At 32.7% G+C, this 18,714-nt stretch carries 13 protein-coding genes; 11 read left to right on the top strand and 2 right to left on the bottom strand.

The genetic code is table 11. The features are described 5' to 3' along the window. Window position 1 precedes the first annotated feature (1 nt). The 5 genes from ABD859_RS03955 (at window position 2) to ABD859_RS03935 (ending at window position 7,366) form a co-directional block, all read left to right on the top strand. Entirely contained in the window at window positions 2-961 is a 960-nt protein-coding gene (locus ABD859_RS03955) for an SGNH/GDSL hydrolase family protein (protein ID WP_345140546.1), read from the top strand. 40 nt (window positions 962-1,001) lie between these two features. Further along, complete coding sequence (recO, locus tag ABD859_RS03950; RefSeq protein WP_345140543.1) at window positions 1,002-1,715, top strand: DNA repair protein RecO; 714 nt, start codon at window positions 1,002-1,004, stop codon at window positions 1,713-1,715. A gap of 47 nt (window positions 1,716-1,762) precedes the next feature. Beyond that, window positions 1,763-3,355, top strand: a complete 1,593-nt coding sequence (locus ABD859_RS03945) for a hypothetical protein (RefSeq protein WP_345140540.1) — start codon at window positions 1,763-1,765, stop codon at window positions 3,353-3,355. A 221-nt stretch (window positions 3,356-3,576) separates the two neighbouring features. Continuing rightward, a complete protein-coding gene (ileS, locus tag ABD859_RS03940) occupies window positions 3,577-6,978 on the top strand; it encodes an isoleucine--tRNA ligase (protein ID WP_345140537.1) in 3,402 nt (1,133 codons plus the stop codon). Window positions 6,979-6,985: 7 nt separating this feature from the next. Then, window positions 6,986-7,366 carry a TraR/DksA family transcriptional regulator gene (locus tag ABD859_RS03935; RefSeq protein ID WP_012022792.1) on the top strand — a complete coding sequence of 127 codons (381 nt, stop codon included), beginning with the start codon at window positions 6,986-6,988 and terminating at the stop codon, window positions 7,364-7,366. A gap of 237 nt (window positions 7,367-7,603) precedes the next feature. Here the strand turns inward: ABD859_RS03935 and ABD859_RS03930 are convergent, their stop codons facing one another. Next, a complete protein-coding gene (locus ABD859_RS03930; protein WP_345140534.1) occupies window positions 7,604-7,984 on the bottom strand; it encodes a hypothetical protein in 381 nt (126 codons plus the stop codon). 35 nt (window positions 7,985-8,019) lie between these two features. Continuing rightward, the gene (locus ABD859_RS03925; protein ID WP_012022790.1) at window positions 8,020-8,376 is read right to left on the bottom strand and encodes a roadblock/LC7 domain-containing protein; all 357 of its coding nucleotides are present in this window, start codon (window positions 8,374-8,376) and stop codon (window positions 8,020-8,022) included. 178 nt (window positions 8,377-8,554) lie between these two features. On the opposite strand from ABD859_RS03925, the gene ABD859_RS03920 reads away from it, so the two are divergent. The 6 genes from ABD859_RS03920 (at window position 8,555) to ABD859_RS03895 (ending at window position 18,462) form a co-directional block, all read left to right on the top strand. After that, the gene (locus ABD859_RS03920; RefSeq protein ID WP_345140530.1) at window positions 8,555-8,758 is read left to right on the top strand and encodes a hypothetical protein; all 204 of its coding nucleotides are present in this window, start codon (window positions 8,555-8,557) and stop codon (window positions 8,756-8,758) included. A 123-nt stretch (window positions 8,759-8,881) separates the two neighbouring features. Beyond that, entirely contained in the window at window positions 8,882-9,481 is a 600-nt protein-coding gene (locus ABD859_RS03915; RefSeq protein WP_345140528.1) for a lipoprotein signal peptidase, read from the top strand. 139 nt (window positions 9,482-9,620) lie between these two features. Further along, window positions 9,621-12,779, top strand: coding sequence for a UvrD-helicase domain-containing protein (locus tag ABD859_RS03910; protein ID WP_345140525.1), 3,159 nt, complete (start codon window positions 9,621-9,623; stop codon window positions 12,777-12,779). A gap of 83 nt (window positions 12,780-12,862) precedes the next feature. Further along, entirely contained in the window at window positions 12,863-14,056 is a 1,194-nt protein-coding gene (gene kbl, locus ABD859_RS03905; protein ID WP_345140522.1) for a glycine C-acetyltransferase, read from the top strand. Window positions 14,057-14,169: 113 nt separating this feature from the next. Beyond that, window positions 14,170-15,633 (top strand): OmpA family protein, encoded by a 1,464-nt coding sequence (locus ABD859_RS03900; RefSeq protein WP_345140519.1) that lies wholly within the window; start codon window positions 14,170-14,172, stop codon window positions 15,631-15,633. Window positions 15,634-15,699: 66 nt separating this feature from the next. After that, complete coding sequence (locus ABD859_RS03895; RefSeq protein WP_345140516.1) at window positions 15,700-18,462, top strand: PD-(D/E)XK nuclease family protein; 2,763 nt, start codon at window positions 15,700-15,702, stop codon at window positions 18,460-18,462. The last annotated feature ends 252 nt before the right edge of the window (window positions 18,463-18,714 follow it).

Below are 18,714 nucleotides of genomic sequence, written 5' to 3'. Positions count from 1 at the left end.
TATGAAAAGATTTATTCTGAAGGTGTTTTGTTTTTTACTGCCTCTAATTGCTGTAACCTATCCTCTTGATTGTTGTATTTCATATTATCTAAACAAATCAACTGGATATCCTGGTGAATTTGAAGTTATGAATGATATATATAATTCAAAAGCAAATTGTGATATTGCAATTTATGGATCGTCAAGAGCATGGGTTCATATTGATCCTAAAATAATTAGAGATTCATTAAGTTTGTCTGTTTATAATTTTGGAAATGATGGGCATTCATTTGATTTGCAATATTTACGGCATTTAGAATTTTTAAAACACAATAATAAGCCCAAAACAATAATTCTATCAACTGATATTTTCTCTTTGCAAAAAACAGATGGTTTGTATGAAGCTGATCAATATCTTCCATATATGTTGTGGAATAAAAATATAAAAAAATATACAAGCTCGTATATTAGTTACAATAGCTGGGATTATTGTATTCCTCTAGTTAGATACATTGGTAAAACAATTGTGCTAAAAAAGAGTTTGAATTATTTTATGAATGGTATTCCTGAAAATCAATTAAGATACAAAGGCTTTTTGGCTATGGATAGAGAATGGAGTGCTGATTTTGAGAGGCTTAAAGCTAAGCAAAAATCATATAAAGTACAATTGAATAAAAATTACAAGAATCTTCTTGAAGTTTTTATTAAAGAATGTAAAGGGATGGAAATAAATTTAATTTTCGTTTATACGCCTGAATATATTGAAGGGCAAAAATTTATATCAAATAGAAAAGAGGTGGTTGGTATTTATAAAGAATTTTCTAAGCGCTATAATTTGAGTTTTTATGATTATTCTAATGATGAAATCTGTTATGATAAAACACTTTTTTATAATGCAACTCATTTAAATAGCAAAGGAGCTGATATATTTACAAAGAAATTTGCAAGTGCTTTAAAAACAGATAAAAGCATAAAATTGTAATTTTAAAATATTATGATTCAGTCACGGTAATAGGTAAAAAATGCAGGTCAAAACCAAAGCCATAGTAATTTCATCTTTAAAATTTCAGGAAAAAAGCCTGATTGTAAAATGTTTTACGCTTTCGAATGGTTTAAAATCCTATTTTGTGCGTGATGCATTTTCAAGCAGAAAAGCCAGTCAGAAAATTGCCTATTTTCAGCCATTGTCAATTTTAGAAATCGAAGCCGTTCATAAAAACAAAGGAACGCTTGAGAATTTCAAAGAAATAAAAACTGCCGTTCCTTTTCAAACCATACATACAGATATTTTTAAAAGTACGATAGTAATGTTTGTGTCCGAAATACTTCATCATTCCATTCAGGAAGAAGAAAAAAATGAACCGCTATTTGTATTTTTAGAAACCGCATTAACGTGGCTCGATCATCATGATGAGATTTCAAATTTTCACTTAATATTACTTTTAGAAACAACAAAATATCTGGGTTTTTATCCCGATATATCTGAAATTGATCTGCCATATTTTGAAATGAGAGAAGGAATTTTTAATCAATTTCATGCTTCAACTGCACTTTCAGAACATGAAACAAATTTGTTTAAAAAACTTCTTGATTTAAAATTTGATAATAATCAAAAAGTCTTTCATGTTGCAGAAAGACAAATTCTTCTTAAAATTTTAATTGATTATTACAGTCTCCATTTAGAGGGCTTTAAAAAACCTAAATCACTGGATATTTTGAAAGAAATCTTTTCTTAACAACTGTATCCAAATTTCATATATTTGGCGCACCAAAACAAATCTATATGAAAAGAATAATTACTTTTTTATTACTTATTTTAGTAATACCAGCTTTTTCGCAAGGAGTTGATTTAGATCCGCATAGTTTTAATGTCTCATATGTAAATCTGCCTCCAAAACCTGTTTTAGACCGAAAAAACAGAAATTTTAGCATTACCGTTAATCTCTATAACGCAACTGAAGCAAAAAGCGCAAAAGAATATCTGGAAGAGAATTCAGGTATAGACGGATTTTCTAGAGTGGCTTCAAATGGATATTTAGAAATTGTTTTCAATTTAGAAAATTCGATTTCCAATTTGCAAGAAGTAAGAAAGCAAGTGGTCTTTGAAAGAAATGCAAATGGAATAGAAGTTCCGGTAACTATATATACAAATGTTTTTAAATGTAAAGATTTTGGAAGTTACAATGTAGTTTGTGCCTCAGAACCATCTTTAAATAAAAAATACAGTTTAGAACGTACTTATACAAAAGAACTGTCATTTAGAAATCAGGGAGAGTCAAACAGCAGTAGTTTTTTATCTTCAGCAGTTTTAAGAAGCAGTTACTTGTCAAATATAGTTTATAATATGGAAAGCAGATTAAACCGTGATTATGGCTATATAGTAGAGCAGACTTCAGATTATTTATGGATTCTGGATTCTAAAAAACATCCGGAATATGAAAGCAATGTAAAAGCGCTTACAAGTATTAAAGCTATTTTTAATAAAATGGAATATAATCAGGATGTTGCCCCTTTAAAAGCAGAGTTAGAACCAACAATAAAGTATTTTGAAGGACTTGACAAGATTTATACCGAAGATGAAAGAAAACACAGAAAACTTAGGTATGAGGCATATTTTAATCTTGCTGTTATTTATCATTATTTAGACATGCCAGACGAATCAGATATTTGGTGCGCTAAATTACTTGCTAATAAATACGATGCTTCAGATGCAGAAGGTATAAAAATCAAAAATGAAAGTTTAAGAGAAATGTTTGCTGTAAATCAGGTTAAAAGCAGGCACATGGATGTAGAACTTAGATCAAACGGAATTAAGAATGAAGATTCTGATGTAATCAATTTAGATCCTAATTATTTTTTAAAAAATGATCCAAAATATCAATTGATCTCTCTTATTCTGACTACAAATGATACTGTTTCAGGATATTCGAGAATAAATGCTTTAGGTAATTTAGATCGAAAAGTTTCAGTAAGTATTCCTGACGAAAACGGAAATCACAATCATATCTTCAAAACTTATTTTGCAGATCAGGTGACAAGATTAACAATTCAGGAAAATGATTTTTATTCAACAGTGTCTTTTAAAGAAGCTTTAAGAGCGGGATCAAAACCGGTATTTAGATTTGTTCGTGAAATTTTAAATGGAAAAACAATTTCATTATACGGATACCAAAACAATGAGATAATTATTAAAAAGAAAGAAGATGCTTTTGGAGCTTCAACAAGTTCTGTTGGCTGGCAGATGAATACGAAATCAAAATTTGCTGAATTAGCAAGGCCTTGTCCGAAATTAGCAGCAAGAACAAACGGAACAGAATTTCAAAATGATCTTAATGCGTTTATGAAATTTGTAGAAGCACTAGATGCCTGCAAATAATAAAATCAAAAAAATAAAGAAAAAACTACAGTTCGATAGCTGTAGTTTTTTTGTTTAAATATTTGAGTATTCTGAGCTTTCTTTTTTGTAAATCCTGCAAAAGCTTGGCATTTGTTAAAAATTATGTTATAAATTTCCTCAAACCAGTCTTTTTTCTGTCATCTTTTATCTATTTTCCTCAAAATTCCTTACTTTCGCACCTCGTTTAAGAAAAGGATAAAATGAGTACAAAATTTACTGAATACAAAGGACTTGACTTACCAACTGTAGCGTCTGAAGTTCTTGATTTTTGGAAGAAAGAAAATATATTTGAAAAGAGTGTAACAACTCGCGAAGGTGCTGAACCTTACGTATTTTTTGAAGGTCCGCCTTCAGCAAACGGATTACCAGGAATTCACCACGTAATGGCGCGTGCGATTAAAGATATTTTTTGCAGATATAAAACTCAGAAAGGTTTTCAGGTAAAAAGAAAAGCTGGTTGGGATACTCACGGTTTGCCTGTAGAATTGGGTACCGAAAAAGAATTAGGAATTACAAAAGAAGATATTGGTAAAACGATTTCTATCGAAGAATATAACGAAGCGTGTAAAAAAACCGTTATGCGTTATACCGACGTATGGAATGATTTGACCGAAAAAATGGGTTATTGGGTAGATATGGAAGATCCATATGTTACTTATAAACCAAAATATATGGAGTCTGTTTGGTGGCTTTTGAAACAAATCTACGATAAAGGTTTGTTATACAAAGGGTATACAATTCAGCCATATTCGCCAAAAGCAGGAACAGGATTATCTTCTCACGAAGTAAACCAACCGGGAGCTTACCGTGATGTGACTGATACAACAATTGTTGCTCAGTTTAAAACATTGCCAGAAACTTTACCTTCGTTTTTACAAGGTTTTGGGGACATCCACATTTTAGCTTGGACGACAACTCCTTGGACACTTCCGTCAAATACAGCTTTGACTGTTGGTCCAAAAATCGATTATGTTTTAGTTAAAACTTTCAATCAATATACTTTTGAGCCAATCAATGTTGTTCTGGCTAAAAACTTAGTTGGAAAACAATTTGGAAAAGGATTTTTCTTAAGTGAAGACGATGCTGATTTTGACAATGTTAAAAACGGCGATAAAAAACTTCCATATAAAATCTTAGCCGAAGCAAAAGGAGCAGATTTAGTAGAAATCCGTTACGAGCAATTATTGCCTTACGTGTTGCCTTATGAAAATGCTGAAAACGCATTTAGAGTAATCTCTGGTGATTTCGTAACAACAGAAGACGGAACAGGAATTGTGCATACAGCGCCGACTTTTGGTGCGGATGATGCTAAAGTCGCAAAAGAAGCAAAACCAGAAGTGCCGCCAATGTTAGTTTTAGACGAAGACGGAAATGCAGTGCCTTTAGTAGATTTACAAGGGAAATTCACTTCTCATTTAGGTGATTTAGCTGGTAAATATGTTAAGAACGAATATTACGATGCAGGACAGGCTCCGGAGAAATCTGTAGATGTTGAAATCGCTATTCGATTAAAAGAAGAAAATAAAGCCTTTAAGGTTGAAAAATACGTACATAGTTATCCACACAGTTGGAGAACAGATGAGCCGTTGTTATATTATCCACTAGATTCATGGTTTATTAAAGTAACCGATGTAAAAGATAGAATGTTCGACCTGAACGAAACTATCAACTGGAAACCTAAATCTACTGGTGAAGGACGTTTTGGAAACTGGCTTAAAAATGCCAACGACTGGAACTTATCTCGTTCTAGATATTGGGGAATTCCGTTGCCAATCTGGAGAACAGAAGATAAAAAAGAAGAAATTATTATCGGTTCTGTTGAAGAATTGTACAATGCAATCGAGAAATCGATCGAAGCAGGTTTCCAAAAAGAAAATCCGTTTAAAGGATTTGAAATCGGAAACATGGACGAATCAAACTATGATTTAATCGATTTGCATAAAAATGTAGTAGATCAAATAACGTTAGTTTCGGCTTCTGGCCAGCCAATGAAGCGTGAAAGTGATTTGATTGACGTTTGGTTTGATTCTGGAGCAATGCCGTATGCACAATGGCATTATCCTTTTGAAAACAAAGAAAAAATTGATGAAAACAAAGATTTTCCAGCAAACTTTATTGCTGAAGGAGTAGACCAGACTAGAGGATGGTTTTATACGCTTCACGCAATCGGAACTTTGGTTTTTGATAAAATTGCATACAAAAACGTAGTTTCAAATGGTCTTGTTTTGGATAAAAACGGAATTAAAATGTCTAAGAGTAAAGGAAATACGATAGACCCGTTTAAAACCATTGCAGAAAACGGCCCGGATGCTACGCGTTGGTACATGATTATGAATGCAAATCCGTGGGATAACTTAAAGTTTGACCTTGAAGGAATTGCTGAGGTTAAGCGTAAGTTCTTTGGAACATTATACAATACGTATTCGTTCTTCTCGTTATATGCAAACATCGATGGATTTAAATACGAAGAAGCTGAAATTCCGTTAAACGAAAGACCGGAAATCGATCAATGGATTATTTCTGAATTGCATTCGTTAATAAAATTTGTTGACGAATGTTACGAAGATTACGAGCCGACAAAAGCGACAAGAGCTATTTCTGATTTCGTTCAGGAAAACTTAAGTAACTGGTACGTTCGTTTATGCCGTCGTCGTTTCTGGAAAGGAGAATACGCAAAAGATAAAATTGCTGCTTACCAAACGCTTTATACTTGTTTGCTTACAATCAGTAAATTAAGCGCTCCGGTTGCTCCATTTTTTATGGATAAATTGTACCGCGATTTAACAACTTCGACGGGAACCGAGGATTTTGCTAGTGTTCACTTGGCTGAATTCCCAAAATTTGTCGAAAACTTTGTTAATAAAACGTTGGAAAGCAAAATGCAGAAGGCGCAAACGATCTCATCTTTGGTGTTATCACTACGTAAAAAGGAGATGATAAAAGTTCGTCAACCTCTGCAAAAGGTAATGATTCCGGTACTTGACGAGAATCATCGTGCTGAAATCGAAGCCGTTTCTGACCTTGTAAAAGCAGAAGTAAATGTGAAAGAAATCGTGTTTTTAGATGACGATTCTGGTATTTTGGTGAAACAAATTAAACCTAATTTTAAAACATTAGGACCGCGTTTTGGTAAAGATATGGGCTTGATTTCTAAGGAAATACAAGGATTTTCTGCGAATCAGATTAACCAGTTGGACAAGCAGGGAACGCTGGATATTGTTATTGCAGGAAATAATGTAACTTTATCATTAGAAGACGTCGAAATAACATCGCAGGATATCGAAGGATGGCTGGTTGCTAATTCAAACGAAATTACGGTTGCGCTTGATATTACAATCTCCGAAGAATTGAAAAACGAAGGTATCGCGAGAGAATTAGTAAACAGAATTCAAAACATCAGAAAAGATTCTGGATTTGAGGTTACAGATAAAATTAAAGTTCAACTTAAAAGAGACGGTCTTTTAGAAGAGGCGGTTTCAAAAAATGAAGATTACATTAAATCAGAAACATTAACAGAAGACCTGGTTTTTGCAGACGTTTTAGAAAACGGCACAGAAATTGAGTTTGATGATATTAAAACAGTGATATTAATTTCAAAATAATTATAAAATGATAGATGAAATTACAAGATACTCTGATGCAGATTTAGCAGAGTTCAAAGAAATAATCCAGGCAAAAATTAAAAAAGCACAAGAAGATCTTGATTTGATTAAAAGTGCATACATGAACGATTTGAATAACGGAACTGATGATACTTCTCCAACTTTTAAAGCTTTTGAAGAAGGAAGTGAGACCATGTCAAAAGAAGCAAACTCTCAGTTGGCTATTAGACAAGAGAAATTCATTCGTGATTTAAAAAATGCTTTATTCCGCGTTGAAAATAAAACGTACGGTATCTGCAAAGTAACAGGAAAATTAATCAGCAAAGAAAGGCTTAAAATCGTTCCTCACGCAACAATGAGTATCGAAGCTAAAAACTTGCAGAGATAATTAAAATAAACTCAAATAAAGCGCTCCTTTCAGGGGCGTTTTTTTGTTTAATGTTTTGAGTATTTAAGGGCATTGAGGTATTTTATTGTTTTTGAAAGAAATTAATTGCAAACAATAAAAGATGTATCCAAAAAGCAAAGGTGCTTTTTGTAAGAAAGAAAAACGGTCGAAATAAGTGAGAAAAAAAATATTTTAATTAGAACCATCTTTTAAGATAGTTCTAATTAAAATGAAAAATTAAGCAAGATTTTTTTCTAAATCAGCTTTGTGTTTTCTTAAAACTGCTCTTGTCATTCCAAGATTTGCTTTACTTGCGTCTGCAGCAAGATAAATCATAAACTTTTTGTTTGGCGAAATGTCAATAATGTGAATTTGATTTGAAAGTGTAATCAAGATATCTTCAATGTCTTGATTTAATCCTAATGCTTTTACAGCGTTCAGTTTGGCTTTTACAACTTCCAAATTGTAAGCGGCAGCTAATTCAGGATCAAAACCAGGATCAATAGTGATATTTCCAAAGCTTAATCCTGATTCAATTTCTGTTACAGCAACTGCTATAAAGCCGTTTACGTTTGTTTTCATTTCATTTAAAAACACGTTTAAAAAATCGTTACTCATAGTTTTTGGGGTTTTGTGTGGTTAATAGACGTATGTTATTTTAATAGGGAATTTTTGCTTAGCTCTGCAGATAATTCATCTGTAGAATGCATTAATAAGCCAAGGTTGCTTCCTTCTTTTGAAAAAACAATCACGAAGTTGGAACCGCTTATTTTATTTCCGACGACAACCCCATCGGAGCTTTTTAAGTAAAGTTGTTTTAAAGCGCCTTTTTCTAAATCAATTAAAAATTTTTCACTCATTGATAAAATTGCGGCACTCATTGCGGCAATACTGTCACTGTAGTCAAGATTAAGGGAAGTGATTAGTTTTCCTTTTCCGTTTAAAATTAAAGCAGCGCTTGCTTTAGTGTCGACCAAAAAGTTGTTAAGAATAGTAGTTATTTCATTCATATTTGTAAGGTTTGGGGAAATGTTAAAATTAATTCGTTTTTGGTAATGTATTATAGGTTGTAGTTGCGATTTCTCCTAAACAAGTGTTAATTTTTATTAACAAATATAAATTAAATTATGTATTATTGTAAAACCAAATCGTTAAATATTTTATTTTTTTACTTAAAAAACTTACACTATGGCTAAAGTATTGAAATTCAAAGATGTGAATTCTGACGTCGAGCACAGATTGAAGGAATTTGAAAAACTACGTATTAAATTTAAAGCAGAGGTAAAAAAGACTGAAGCTAAGAGAGCAGCAGCGGGAAAACCAAGCAAAGGAATCTTTAAATCAATATCGGATTTCTTTACAGACAGCCCGGCAAAAACGGCTTCAAAATAATAGATTTAAAACTTAATATTTAGCAGGCAGCTTTTATTTAGTTTTATTACAAAACAATTAACGTTCCTAATGGAGCGTTTTTTTTGATTTAATTGTTACTTTTGCGCATCAAAAATTCATAAAATGTCATTACGAAAAGCGTATTTCCTTATATTTTTAGTTTTAATTGTCGATCAGCTTTCTAAAATCTATGTAAAAACAAACTTTGTTTTAGGTGAAGAAGTTGTGATTTTTGATTGGTTTAGAATTCATTTTATTGAAAATGAAGGAATGGCCTGGGGAACAAAAATACCTGGCGAATATGGAAAATTAATTTTAACTGTATTTAGAATTTTTGCAGTATGCGGGATCGCTTACTGGCTTTCTGATTCGGTTAAAAAACGACATTCAACCTATTTAATAGTTTCTATTGCTTTAATTTTTGCCGGAGCTGCCGGTAATATTATTGATTCTGTTTTTTACGGAGTAATTTTTGATGACAGTACGCATAATCTGGCTACAATTTTTTCACCGGAACCATACGGAACATGGTTTCATGGTTTAGTTGTAGATATGTTTTATTTTCCTATTTGGGAAGGAGAACTTCCATCATGGCTTCCATTTTTTGGAGGTAAACATTTTATGTTCTTCAATGCTATTTTTAATGTTGCCGATATGGCAATATCGACAGGAGTTGGAATATTATTAGTTTTCAATAAAAGAGCATTCCCAAAACACGCATAAGGATTTTAAAATTCTAAAATAAATAAATTCCAAATTCCAATATATAATGCTTATTGCATAAATATTGGAATTTGGAATTTTTAATTATTGGGATTTAGTTTTTTAATGTGTTATTTTTACCATACAAAAAATCAGAATTATGCAAAGTCCGTCTTTTTCCATTTATGATGCTTCTGCAGGATCAGGAAAGACTTATACTTTGGTTAAAGAATATCTAAAAATTATTCTTTCTTCTCCCAAAAACGATGCTTATCGTAATATTTTGGCAATAACATTTACCAACAAAGCGGTTCATGAAATGAAAAGCCGTATTGTGGGTAGTTTGTCTGAGTTTGCCAAAGAAGAACCTTCTGCAAAAGCAGTGGATTTAATGGAAGATTTGTCCAGAGACACTGGGCTTTCTATTATTCAGCTAAAAGTAAAATCACAAAGTATCATTAAACACTTAATTCATAATTATACTGCTTTTGATATTTCTACTATTGATAAATTTACTCATAAAGTAATCAGGGCTTTTGCACACGATTTAAATCTTCCCATGACTTTTGAAGTCACGTTAGATACCGAAAATTTATTGGTTGAAGCTGTAGATGCTATTATCGCTCAGGCTGGTCAGGATGAAACGCTGACAAAACTGCTGATCGATTTTACAATGGAAAAAACCGACGACGATAAAAGCTGGGATATTTCGAGAGAGATTCTGGAAACCGGACGTTTGGTTTTAAATGAAAATAATCGAAACGAAATTCTGCATTTTAATGATAAAACAATCGAAGAGTTTGTTGAGATTAAAAAGAAAATGCTGGCTTTGTGCAAAGAGCTTGAATCAGAAAATGAAGAGTTTGCCAAGGAAGCTCTTTCGTTAATTGATCAAAACGGAATAGATTTAAAATCTTTTTCAAGAGGAACATTTCCAAATCACTTAGAAAGTATTCGTGACGGAAAGTTCAATCCAAGAAATAAAACTTTTCATGAGTTCGATGATATTGCTATTAATAAAACGGCAAAAGACAGAACTTTAATCGAAAATATAATTCCAGACTTACTTTCGATTTTGGAGAAGATTTATAAAAACTTCGAAAAAAGAGATTTTTATAAAGCCTTTCTGAAAAATATAACACCGCTTTCGTTGCTAAATACAGTGAGCAATGAATTAGCTAAAATTCAATCAGAACAGAATATTTTATCTATTTCAGAATTCAATGCCATAATTCATCGTGAAATTCAAAATCAGCCGGCGCCATTTATTTATGAACGTTTGGGTGAAAGATACCGCCATTTTTTTATTGATGAATTTCAGGATACTTCAGAAATGCAATGGCAGAATCTGATTCCGCTTATCGACAATTCACTTTCCGGATTAGACGATTTAGGAAATAAAGGAACTTTGATGATTGTTGGAGATCCAAAACAATCGATTTATCGCTGGCGCGGAGGAAAAGCAGAACAGTTTATTGAATTAAGTAAAGATGTAAACCCGTTTGTAAATCCGGATAAAGCTATCAGACATTTAAATACAAATTATCGAAGTTATAGCGAAGTAATTGAATTTAATAATGCTTTTTTTAAACTGATTTCTTCAGAATTTTCAAATGAAGATTATAAAGATTTATATGAAAATCATAGTTTTCAAAATACAAATTCCAAAAAAGGCGGTTATGTCAATATTACATTTCTTCCAATAATAGAAAAAAATGATTTTGCAGATGAAGATGAAGTAATCGAAAAGTCAGATTTGTATGTTTTGGGAACTTTAAATACAATTCAAAAAGTAATTCGGGAAGGATTTGAATATAAAGATATCGTGATTTTGACCCGAAAAAGAGATCAGGGAATTGCGATTGCGAATTACTTAACAGAACAGAATATTCCGCTTTTATCATCAGAAACATTAATGATTAAAAATGCGACTGAAGTCCGTTTGATTATTAATCTCCTGCGATATTTAAATAATAATGCCGATTTAGAATCAAAAGCTAATTTTCTTCATTTTTTGGCCGAAAATAAAGAAATTGAATTGCCAATACATGATTTTATTGCCGAAGGAATGGCGCAGAGATTTGAAGAGGATTTTGAAAAATGGCTTTTAAATTTTGATGTTTCACTTTCTTTTGAAAATGTTAGAAAAAAGTCGCTTTATGAAGCAGTAGAAATTATCATTTCAAAATTTATACTTCCGTCTGAAGGAAATGCCTATGTGCAGTTTTTTCTGGATATTGTTTTAGAAAGAGATATTCGTAATCAGGCAGGAGTTGCAGACTTTTTGAGTTTTTGGGATAAGAACTCAGAGAAATTCAGTATTCCATCTCCAGAAGGAAATAATGCTGTTCGAATAATGACTATTCATAAATCGAAAGGATTGGAATTTCCGGTTGTCATTATGCCTTTTGCAGAAGAAGATTATAATAGAAAACCAAAAGATAAGTTGTGGCTCGATGCTGAAGAAACTGATTTGGGTATTCCAAAAGCTCTTATTGATAACAGTAGTGCGGTGGAAGGTTTTGGTGAAAGTGCATCGGCAGTTTTTAATCTGAAAAAGCAAGAAGAATTGCTGGATAATATTAATGTTTTATATGTAGCATTGACACGTGCCGAAGAGCAGTTGTATATTATTTCGCAATCACTGAAGGAAAGAAAAGACGGAGAGCTGCCCAATAATATGGCATCGTATTTTATAAAATATTTAATGCATAAAGGAATTTTTGATGCTGAAAAATTGGAATACGAATTTGGAAATAAAACAAAACTCTCAAAGTCTGAAAAAACAGTTGATTTGGTTAAAACAATACCAATTGTAAAAGAGGTTTTAAATCCAAAAAATATAAAAATTGCACAACGCGAAGCCCTAATGTGGGGGACTCATCAACAAGAAGCTATTTCTTATGGAAATATTGTACATGAAATTTTAGCTTTTGTAAAAGATAAATCAGATATAGATCTCGCCATTGTAAAAGCGCTCGAAAATGGATTAATTACGATTGATCAGTCGGAAATGGTTTTAAAGACGCTTCATGAAATTGTTAATCATCCGGAATTGAGTATTTGTTTTAATGGAGAATATAAAATTTTAAATGAGCAGACGATTGTTCAAAAAGCAGGTAAAATTCTAAAACCTGATAGAGTAGTGTTGACAAATAATCAGGAAGCTTATCTTTTGGATTATAAAACTGGAGCTGTTAAGTCAAAATATCAGCAGCAAATTCAAGAATATCAAGATGCCATTGAGGATTTAGGATACAAAGTGTTAAAAAAGGCTTTGATATATATAGGGTCGGATATTGAAGTGGTAAATTTGTGAAAAAATTAATCAGATGTTAAAGAAATAACGTGGCTTTTTTATTGCTAAGTTGTTAATTTTTAACGTTTTAAATAAATTTAAAAATGTACGGTAAAATTAAAGAACATCTGCAAAGTGAGCTGCAGACAATCGAAGAAAATGGAATCTTCAAAAAAGAGCGTATTATCACGTCTGCGCAAGGTGCAGAGATAACAATTTCTACAGGAGAAAAAGTTTTAAATTTTTGTGCCAATAACTACTTGGGGCTTTCGTCGCATCCTGATGTTGTTCAGGCAGCAAAAGATGTAATGGATACTCACGGGTTCGGGATGTCGTCTGTTCGATTTATCTGCGGAACACAGGATATTCATAAAACATTAGAGAAAAAAATTGCTGATTTTTATGGTACAGAAGATACAATTTTATATGCTGCAGCATTTGATGCAAACGGCGGTGTTTTTGAACCTTTATTAGGTGAAAATGATGCAATTATTTCTGACAGTTTAAATCATGCTTCTATTATTGACGGAGTTCGTTTATGTAAAGCAGCTCGTTATCGCTATGAAAATAGTAATATGGAAGATCTGGAGCAACAATTAATCAAAGCAAATGAAGCGGGAGCCCGCTTTAAAATAATCGTAACAGATGGAGTTTTTTCTATGGACGGTTTAGTAGCGCCACTTGATAAAATTTGTGACCTCGCAGATAAGTACGATGCATTAGTTATGGTTGATGAATGCCATGCTGCCGGATTTATTGGTGCTACAGGAAAAGGTACGCTGGAAGCAAAAGGTGTAATGGGGCGTGTTGATATTATTACAGGAACTCTTGGCAAGGCACTTGGAGGGGCAATGGGCGGATATACTACAGCTAAAAAAGAAATAATTGAAATTCTGCGTCAGCGTTCAAGACCGTATTTGTTTTCGAATTCACTTGCGCCGGCTATTGTTGGGGCTTCAATAAAAGTTTTCGAATTATTAGAAAAAGATACAACGCTTAGAGATAAACTGGAATGGAATACTAATTATTTTAAACAAGGAATGAAAGAAGCCGGTTTTGATATAATCGATGGCGATTCGGCAATTGTTCCGGTTATGCTTTATGATGCCAAATTATCGCAGACAATGGCAGACGAACTTTTGAAACAAGGAATTTATGTAATAGGATTCTTCTTTCCGGTAGTTCCTAAAGATAAAGCAAGAATAAGAGTCCAGCTTTCGGCCGCACATACCAAAGAACAGTTAGACAAGGCTATAGAAGCATTTAAATTAACAGGTAAAATGTTAAAAGTTATATAATTGCCACATTTGGTGTTTTTTTGTAGGTTTTTTTTAACATTTGATTTTGTATTTAAAAAATTTGGTGTTACTTTTGCTTGTAATTAACTAAATTGTAATTAAAAAAATTAAGTATGAAACATCTTAACAAACTTTTAGTTGCTGTATTGATGGCGATGGGTTTAAGCTCACACGCGCAAGACAGTAACAATCCATGGGCGATCTCTTTTGGGGTTAATGCTGTGGATACGAGAACAAGTTCGGGAGCAGGAAGTGGATTTTTTGATCAGCACTTCTCGCAGCCATTCGCAGTAAAAGACAACTGGAATATTTTACCATCATTATCTTACATTGGAGTATCTAGATATGTAGGGAGTGGTTTCTCAGTTGGTTTACAAGGATCTGTAAACAAAATTGATAAATATGTAACTTTCGCTCCAACTGCTGCTGGGCACGATGCGAGAGGAAACGTTGTTTCTAATCCTGGTGACTTAATGTACTACGGAATTGATGCTACTATCAAATACAGCTTCCAAGAATTAATCAAATCTAAAGTGGTTGATCCTTCGTTATCTGTTGGTGGTGGTTATACTTTCTTCGGAGATAGCAGTTTTGGAACTGTTAACCCAGGTGCTGGTGTTACTTTCTGGTTTACAGATGCTATTGGTCTTGAGTTAGCTACAAGATACAAATGGGCTGTTAGTGGTGATAGACAAGATGTATCTGGAACTCCAGATGCTCCATCTCACTTCCAACACACTGCAGGTTTAGTTTTCAAATTCGGAGGTAAAGATACTGACGGAGACGGAATCTACGACAAAGATGATGCTTGTCCAGATGTTGCTGGTTTAAAACAATTCAACGGATGTCCTGATACTGACGGTGACGGAATCGTTGATGCTTCTGATGCTTGTCCAAACGAATTTGGTTTAGCTGCATTAAACGGATGTCCTGATAGAGACGGTGACGGTGTTGCTGATAAAGATGACGCTTGTCCTGATACTGCAGGTTTAGCTGCTTTAAAAGGTTGTCCTGATACTGACGGTGACGGAATCGCTGATAAAGACGATAAATGTCCTACAGTTGCAGGTCCTAAAGAAAATGGTGGTTGTCCTTTCTTAGACGCTGATAAAGATGGTGTATTAGATAAAGATGACGATTGTCCTACAGTTCCTGGTCCAGCTAGTAACAGAGGATGTCCTGAAGTAACTTCTCAAGCTTTAGAAGATCTTAAAGTTCAAGCTAGAGCAATCTACTTCAACTCAGGAAAAGCTACTTTCAAAACTGGTGACAAAGAAACTCCAGCTAGATTAGATGCTATTAAAGAAATCCTTAAAAACTACCCTAACGCTAAATTCAGCATCGAAGGACACACAGATAGTACAGGTTCTGCGAAAGTAAACCAAAAACTTTCTGAGGATAGAGCTAACGCTGTATTAAACGCTTTAGTTGAAAGAGGTGTTAACCCAGAAAACTTAGAAGCTAAAGGTTTTGGATCTTCTCAACCAGTTGCTAGTAACAAAACTGCTGCAGGTAAAGCTCAAAACAGAAGAACTGAAATTAAACACGTAGGTTCTAAATACCAAGGTAAACTATAATTTACTTTAGTAAATAAATAATAGAAAAGCCATTCTTAATTGAATGGCTTTTTTTATTTTTATCCTATGATAAATACTTCTTTCTTAGAGAAAATTGCTGGTGTTGTAATAGAAAATTTTTCAGACAAATTTTCTGAAACTACCATTGTACTTCCTAATAAAAGAGCCAAAGTTTTCCTCATTGAAGCTCTTAAAAAAGAAACATCAAAAACAATTCTTTCTCCGGAAATTATAAGTATTGAAGATTTTGTACAGGATGTAGCATCAATTAGATCAGTTGATTCTATTGAGCTGTTGTTTGAATTTTATGAAGTTTATTTGTCAATAACTGAGAAACAGCATCAACAATCGTTCGAATTATTTGCTAACTGGGCAAAGACACTTTTACAGGATTTTAATGAAATTGATCGTTATCTTCTGGATCCGTATCATGTTTTGTCTTACTTGAAAGATATTGAGGATATTAAGAAATGGGGAATTGAAGTAGAAAACAAAACCAAACTTCTGGAAAATTATATTGACTTCTGGAAACTCCTTCCTCTATATTACGATTCATTTTATAATCATCTGCTAAATAAGTCAATAGGTTACCAAGGCTTGATTTATAGAGAAGCCGTAAATAATCTAAATCATTTTTCGAATACAATTACAAATCGCAATTTTATATTTGCGGGGTTTAATGCTTTAAACGCTGCCGAAGAAAAAATAGTGCAGCATCTTTTGGCACTTGATCAGGCTAAAATTTATTGGGATGTCGATCAAACGTTTTTGAATGATCCGTTTCATGATGCAGGACTTTTTGTACGTCGTTTTAAAGAGAGCTGGAAATACTATAAATCTCATCCATTTGAATGGATTGTAGATGATTTTTCTCAAAACAAAAACATTCAGGTAATTGGTACGCCAAAAACTATTGGACAGGCTAAAATTGCAGGCAGTATTATTGAAGATTTAATTAATAATAATCCTTCAGCTTCTTTAGATAAAGTTGCGGTGGTTTTAGGCGAAGAAAATTTATTAATTCCTGTTTTGTATTCACTTCCTTCTTCTGTTGGGGCTTTGAATATCACGATGGGATATTCGGGAAAAAAAAATCCTTCGCAGATATTAGTGGCAAAATTTTTTAAAATGCATACAAATGCGCTTTCCCGCGCTGGTGGAAGCTATGTTTTTTATTATAAAGATGTACTCGATATTTTAACGCATCCTTTGGTAGAGCCTTATGCAAATGTGCATCATTTAGTTAGAATTATAAAAGAGAATAATTATACTTTTATTACGCTGAATAAAATTTTGGATCTAAATCCAAATCCTTCAAAACTGTTTTCGTTATTGTTTCAAAAATGGGAAAATGGATCAATTGCTGTTCTTGAAAATATTTCGGCAGTTTTACTGCTTATAAAACAGAATTTCAGCAATGATAATGAAGAAGAAAAAATTGCAAAAACTTTTGTTTATGCTGTTTTTAAAGTAATAAATAAACTCATCAATTATTACTCACAGCACAAGCATATTGATAATATTGACACACTTCATGCTATTTACAAACAAATTATTGATGTAGCAGAAGTTTCGTTTGAAGGCGAGCCTTTGCGCGGACTTCAAATTATGGGAGTTCTTGAAAGTCGTGTTCTTGATTTTGAAACTGTAATTGTTACTTCGATGAACGAAGGGAAATTCCCGGCAGGAAAATCCCAAAATTCATTTATTCCTTATGATGTTAAAAAAGAATTAGGTCTGCCAACTTTTAAAGAAAAAGATGCAATTTATACCTATCATTTTTATCATTTACTACAGCGTGCAAAGAATATTTATTTAATTTATAATACCGAAAATGACGGATTAGATGCCGGCGAAAGAAGCCGTTTTATAACGCAGCTTGAAGTCGAAAAAAAATCCAGACATAATTTGACTTTTGATATTTACAACCCAGTTCTGCCTTCTACGGCTTACCAGCCAATGGTCATTCCTAAATCAGAAGCGGTTATGGAACGATTAAAAGAAATTGCGTCAAAAGGGTTTTCGCCTTCGGCATTAACAAGTTATATTCGTAATCCTATAGATTTTTATTTTCAAAAAATCCTTCGTATTCGCGAGGTAGAAGAAGTAGAAGAAAATATTGCATTAAACACACTCGGAACTATTATTCACGAAACATTAAAAGCTTTATATGACCCTTTTGTTGGAAAGTTTATTTCTGAAACGGATATTTTAAATTGCTTTAAATTGCTGGATGATGAAGTTTTAAAACAATTTAAACTGGTTTACAAAGAAGGTGAAATTAAAAAGGGAAGAAATCTTCTTGCGTTTGAAGTAGCAAAACGAAATGTCTCTAATTTTTTGAAAATTGAATTAGAATCAATTAAAAATGGCGATGCGATTCAGATAATTGCATTGGAGAAAACTTTTGAACGTGAATTAACTCATCCAAAACTGCCATTTCCGGTTTTAATTAAAGGAAATGTAGATAGAATTGAACTTCGCAACGGAAAAATAAGAATCGTTGATTATAAGACAGGAAAAGTAGAAAAAGCCAATGTTGTACTTAAATCCTGGAATGGTTTAACACAAGAGCTTAAAAACGACAAAATCATTCAAGTGTTAGCTTATGCTTTTATGTACGAAGAACTGGCTGGAGAAACGCCAATTGAAGTTGGTATTATCTCTTTTAAAAATTTAAAATCAGGATTTTTGCCATTTGGATTTAAAGAAGAAAAAGACCTGGAAATTACGGTTTCTAAGGCTGTTTTAAATTCTTATGTTGAAGAAATTGTATTGCTTTTAAGCGAGATATTTAATATTGAAATTCCTTTCGAAGAAAAAATCTAAATCGTTTTTCTGAATTTTAAATAGTTTGCGATTATATTCTGTATTCTAAAAAAGCGATTTAAAAATTGGTGCGCTAAACAAAATAAGGGAATTTTTCAAATTTATATGTTTTATCTTACTCACTTTAGACATGAGCTTTTTAGTCGCTTTTTAAGAAAAAGTTCTGCTTTAAACTAAAAATGGAAATTGTTTAGTTTTCTTATCATTTTAGTTTTTTTGCTTCACATCTTAAATCAGGAATTCTAAAGGTTA

The sequence above is a fragment of the Flavobacterium ginsengiterrae genome (genome assembly GCF_039539785.1).
GTDB lineage: Bacteria > Bacteroidota > Bacteroidia > Flavobacteriales > Flavobacteriaceae > Flavobacterium > Flavobacterium ginsengiterrae.
The sequence above is the reverse complement of the archived record's forward strand: the minus strand, read 5'-3'. Positions and strand labels throughout refer to the sequence as shown.

What these genes read in the sequence shown, in the direction of transcription:
- recO (WP_345140543.1), top strand. Translation starts at nt 1,002, where the DNA reads ATGCAGGTCAAAACCAAAGCCATAGTAATTTCATCTTTAAAATTTCAG.
- ABD859_RS03910 (WP_345140525.1), top strand. Translation starts at nt 9,621, where the DNA reads ATGCAAAGTCCGTCTTTTTCCATTTATGATGCTTCTGCAGGATCAGGA.
- ABD859_RS03920 (WP_345140530.1), top strand. Translation starts at nt 8,555, where the DNA reads ATGGCTAAAGTATTGAAATTCAAAGATGTGAATTCTGACGTCGAGCAC.
- ABD859_RS03900 (WP_345140519.1), top strand. Translation starts at nt 14,170, where the DNA reads ATGAAACATCTTAACAAACTTTTAGTTGCTGTATTGATGGCGATGGGT.
- ileS (WP_345140537.1), top strand. Translation starts at nt 3,577, where the DNA reads ATGAGTACAAAATTTACTGAATACAAAGGACTTGACTTACCAACTGTA.
- ABD859_RS03930 (WP_345140534.1), bottom strand. Translation starts at nt 7,984, where the DNA reads ATGAGTAACGATTTTTTAAACGTGTTTTTAAATGAAATGAAAACAAAC.
- ABD859_RS03915 (WP_345140528.1), top strand. Translation starts at nt 8,882, where the DNA reads ATGTCATTACGAAAAGCGTATTTCCTTATATTTTTAGTTTTAATTGTC.
- ABD859_RS03945 (WP_345140540.1), top strand. Translation starts at nt 1,763, where the DNA reads ATGAAAAGAATAATTACTTTTTTATTACTTATTTTAGTAATACCAGCT.
- ABD859_RS03925 (WP_012022790.1), bottom strand. Translation starts at nt 8,376, where the DNA reads ATGAATGAAATAACTACTATTCTTAACAACTTTTTGGTCGACACTAAA.
- ABD859_RS03895 (WP_345140516.1), top strand. Translation starts at nt 15,700, where the DNA reads ATGATAAATACTTCTTTCTTAGAGAAAATTGCTGGTGTTGTAATAGAA.
- ABD859_RS03955 (WP_345140546.1), top strand. Translation starts at nt 2, where the DNA reads ATGAAAAGATTTATTCTGAAGGTGTTTTGTTTTTTACTGCCTCTAATT.
- ABD859_RS03935 (WP_012022792.1), top strand. Translation starts at nt 6,986, where the DNA reads ATGATAGATGAAATTACAAGATACTCTGATGCAGATTTAGCAGAGTTC.
- kbl (WP_345140522.1), top strand. Translation starts at nt 12,863, where the DNA reads ATGTACGGTAAAATTAAAGAACATCTGCAAAGTGAGCTGCAGACAATC.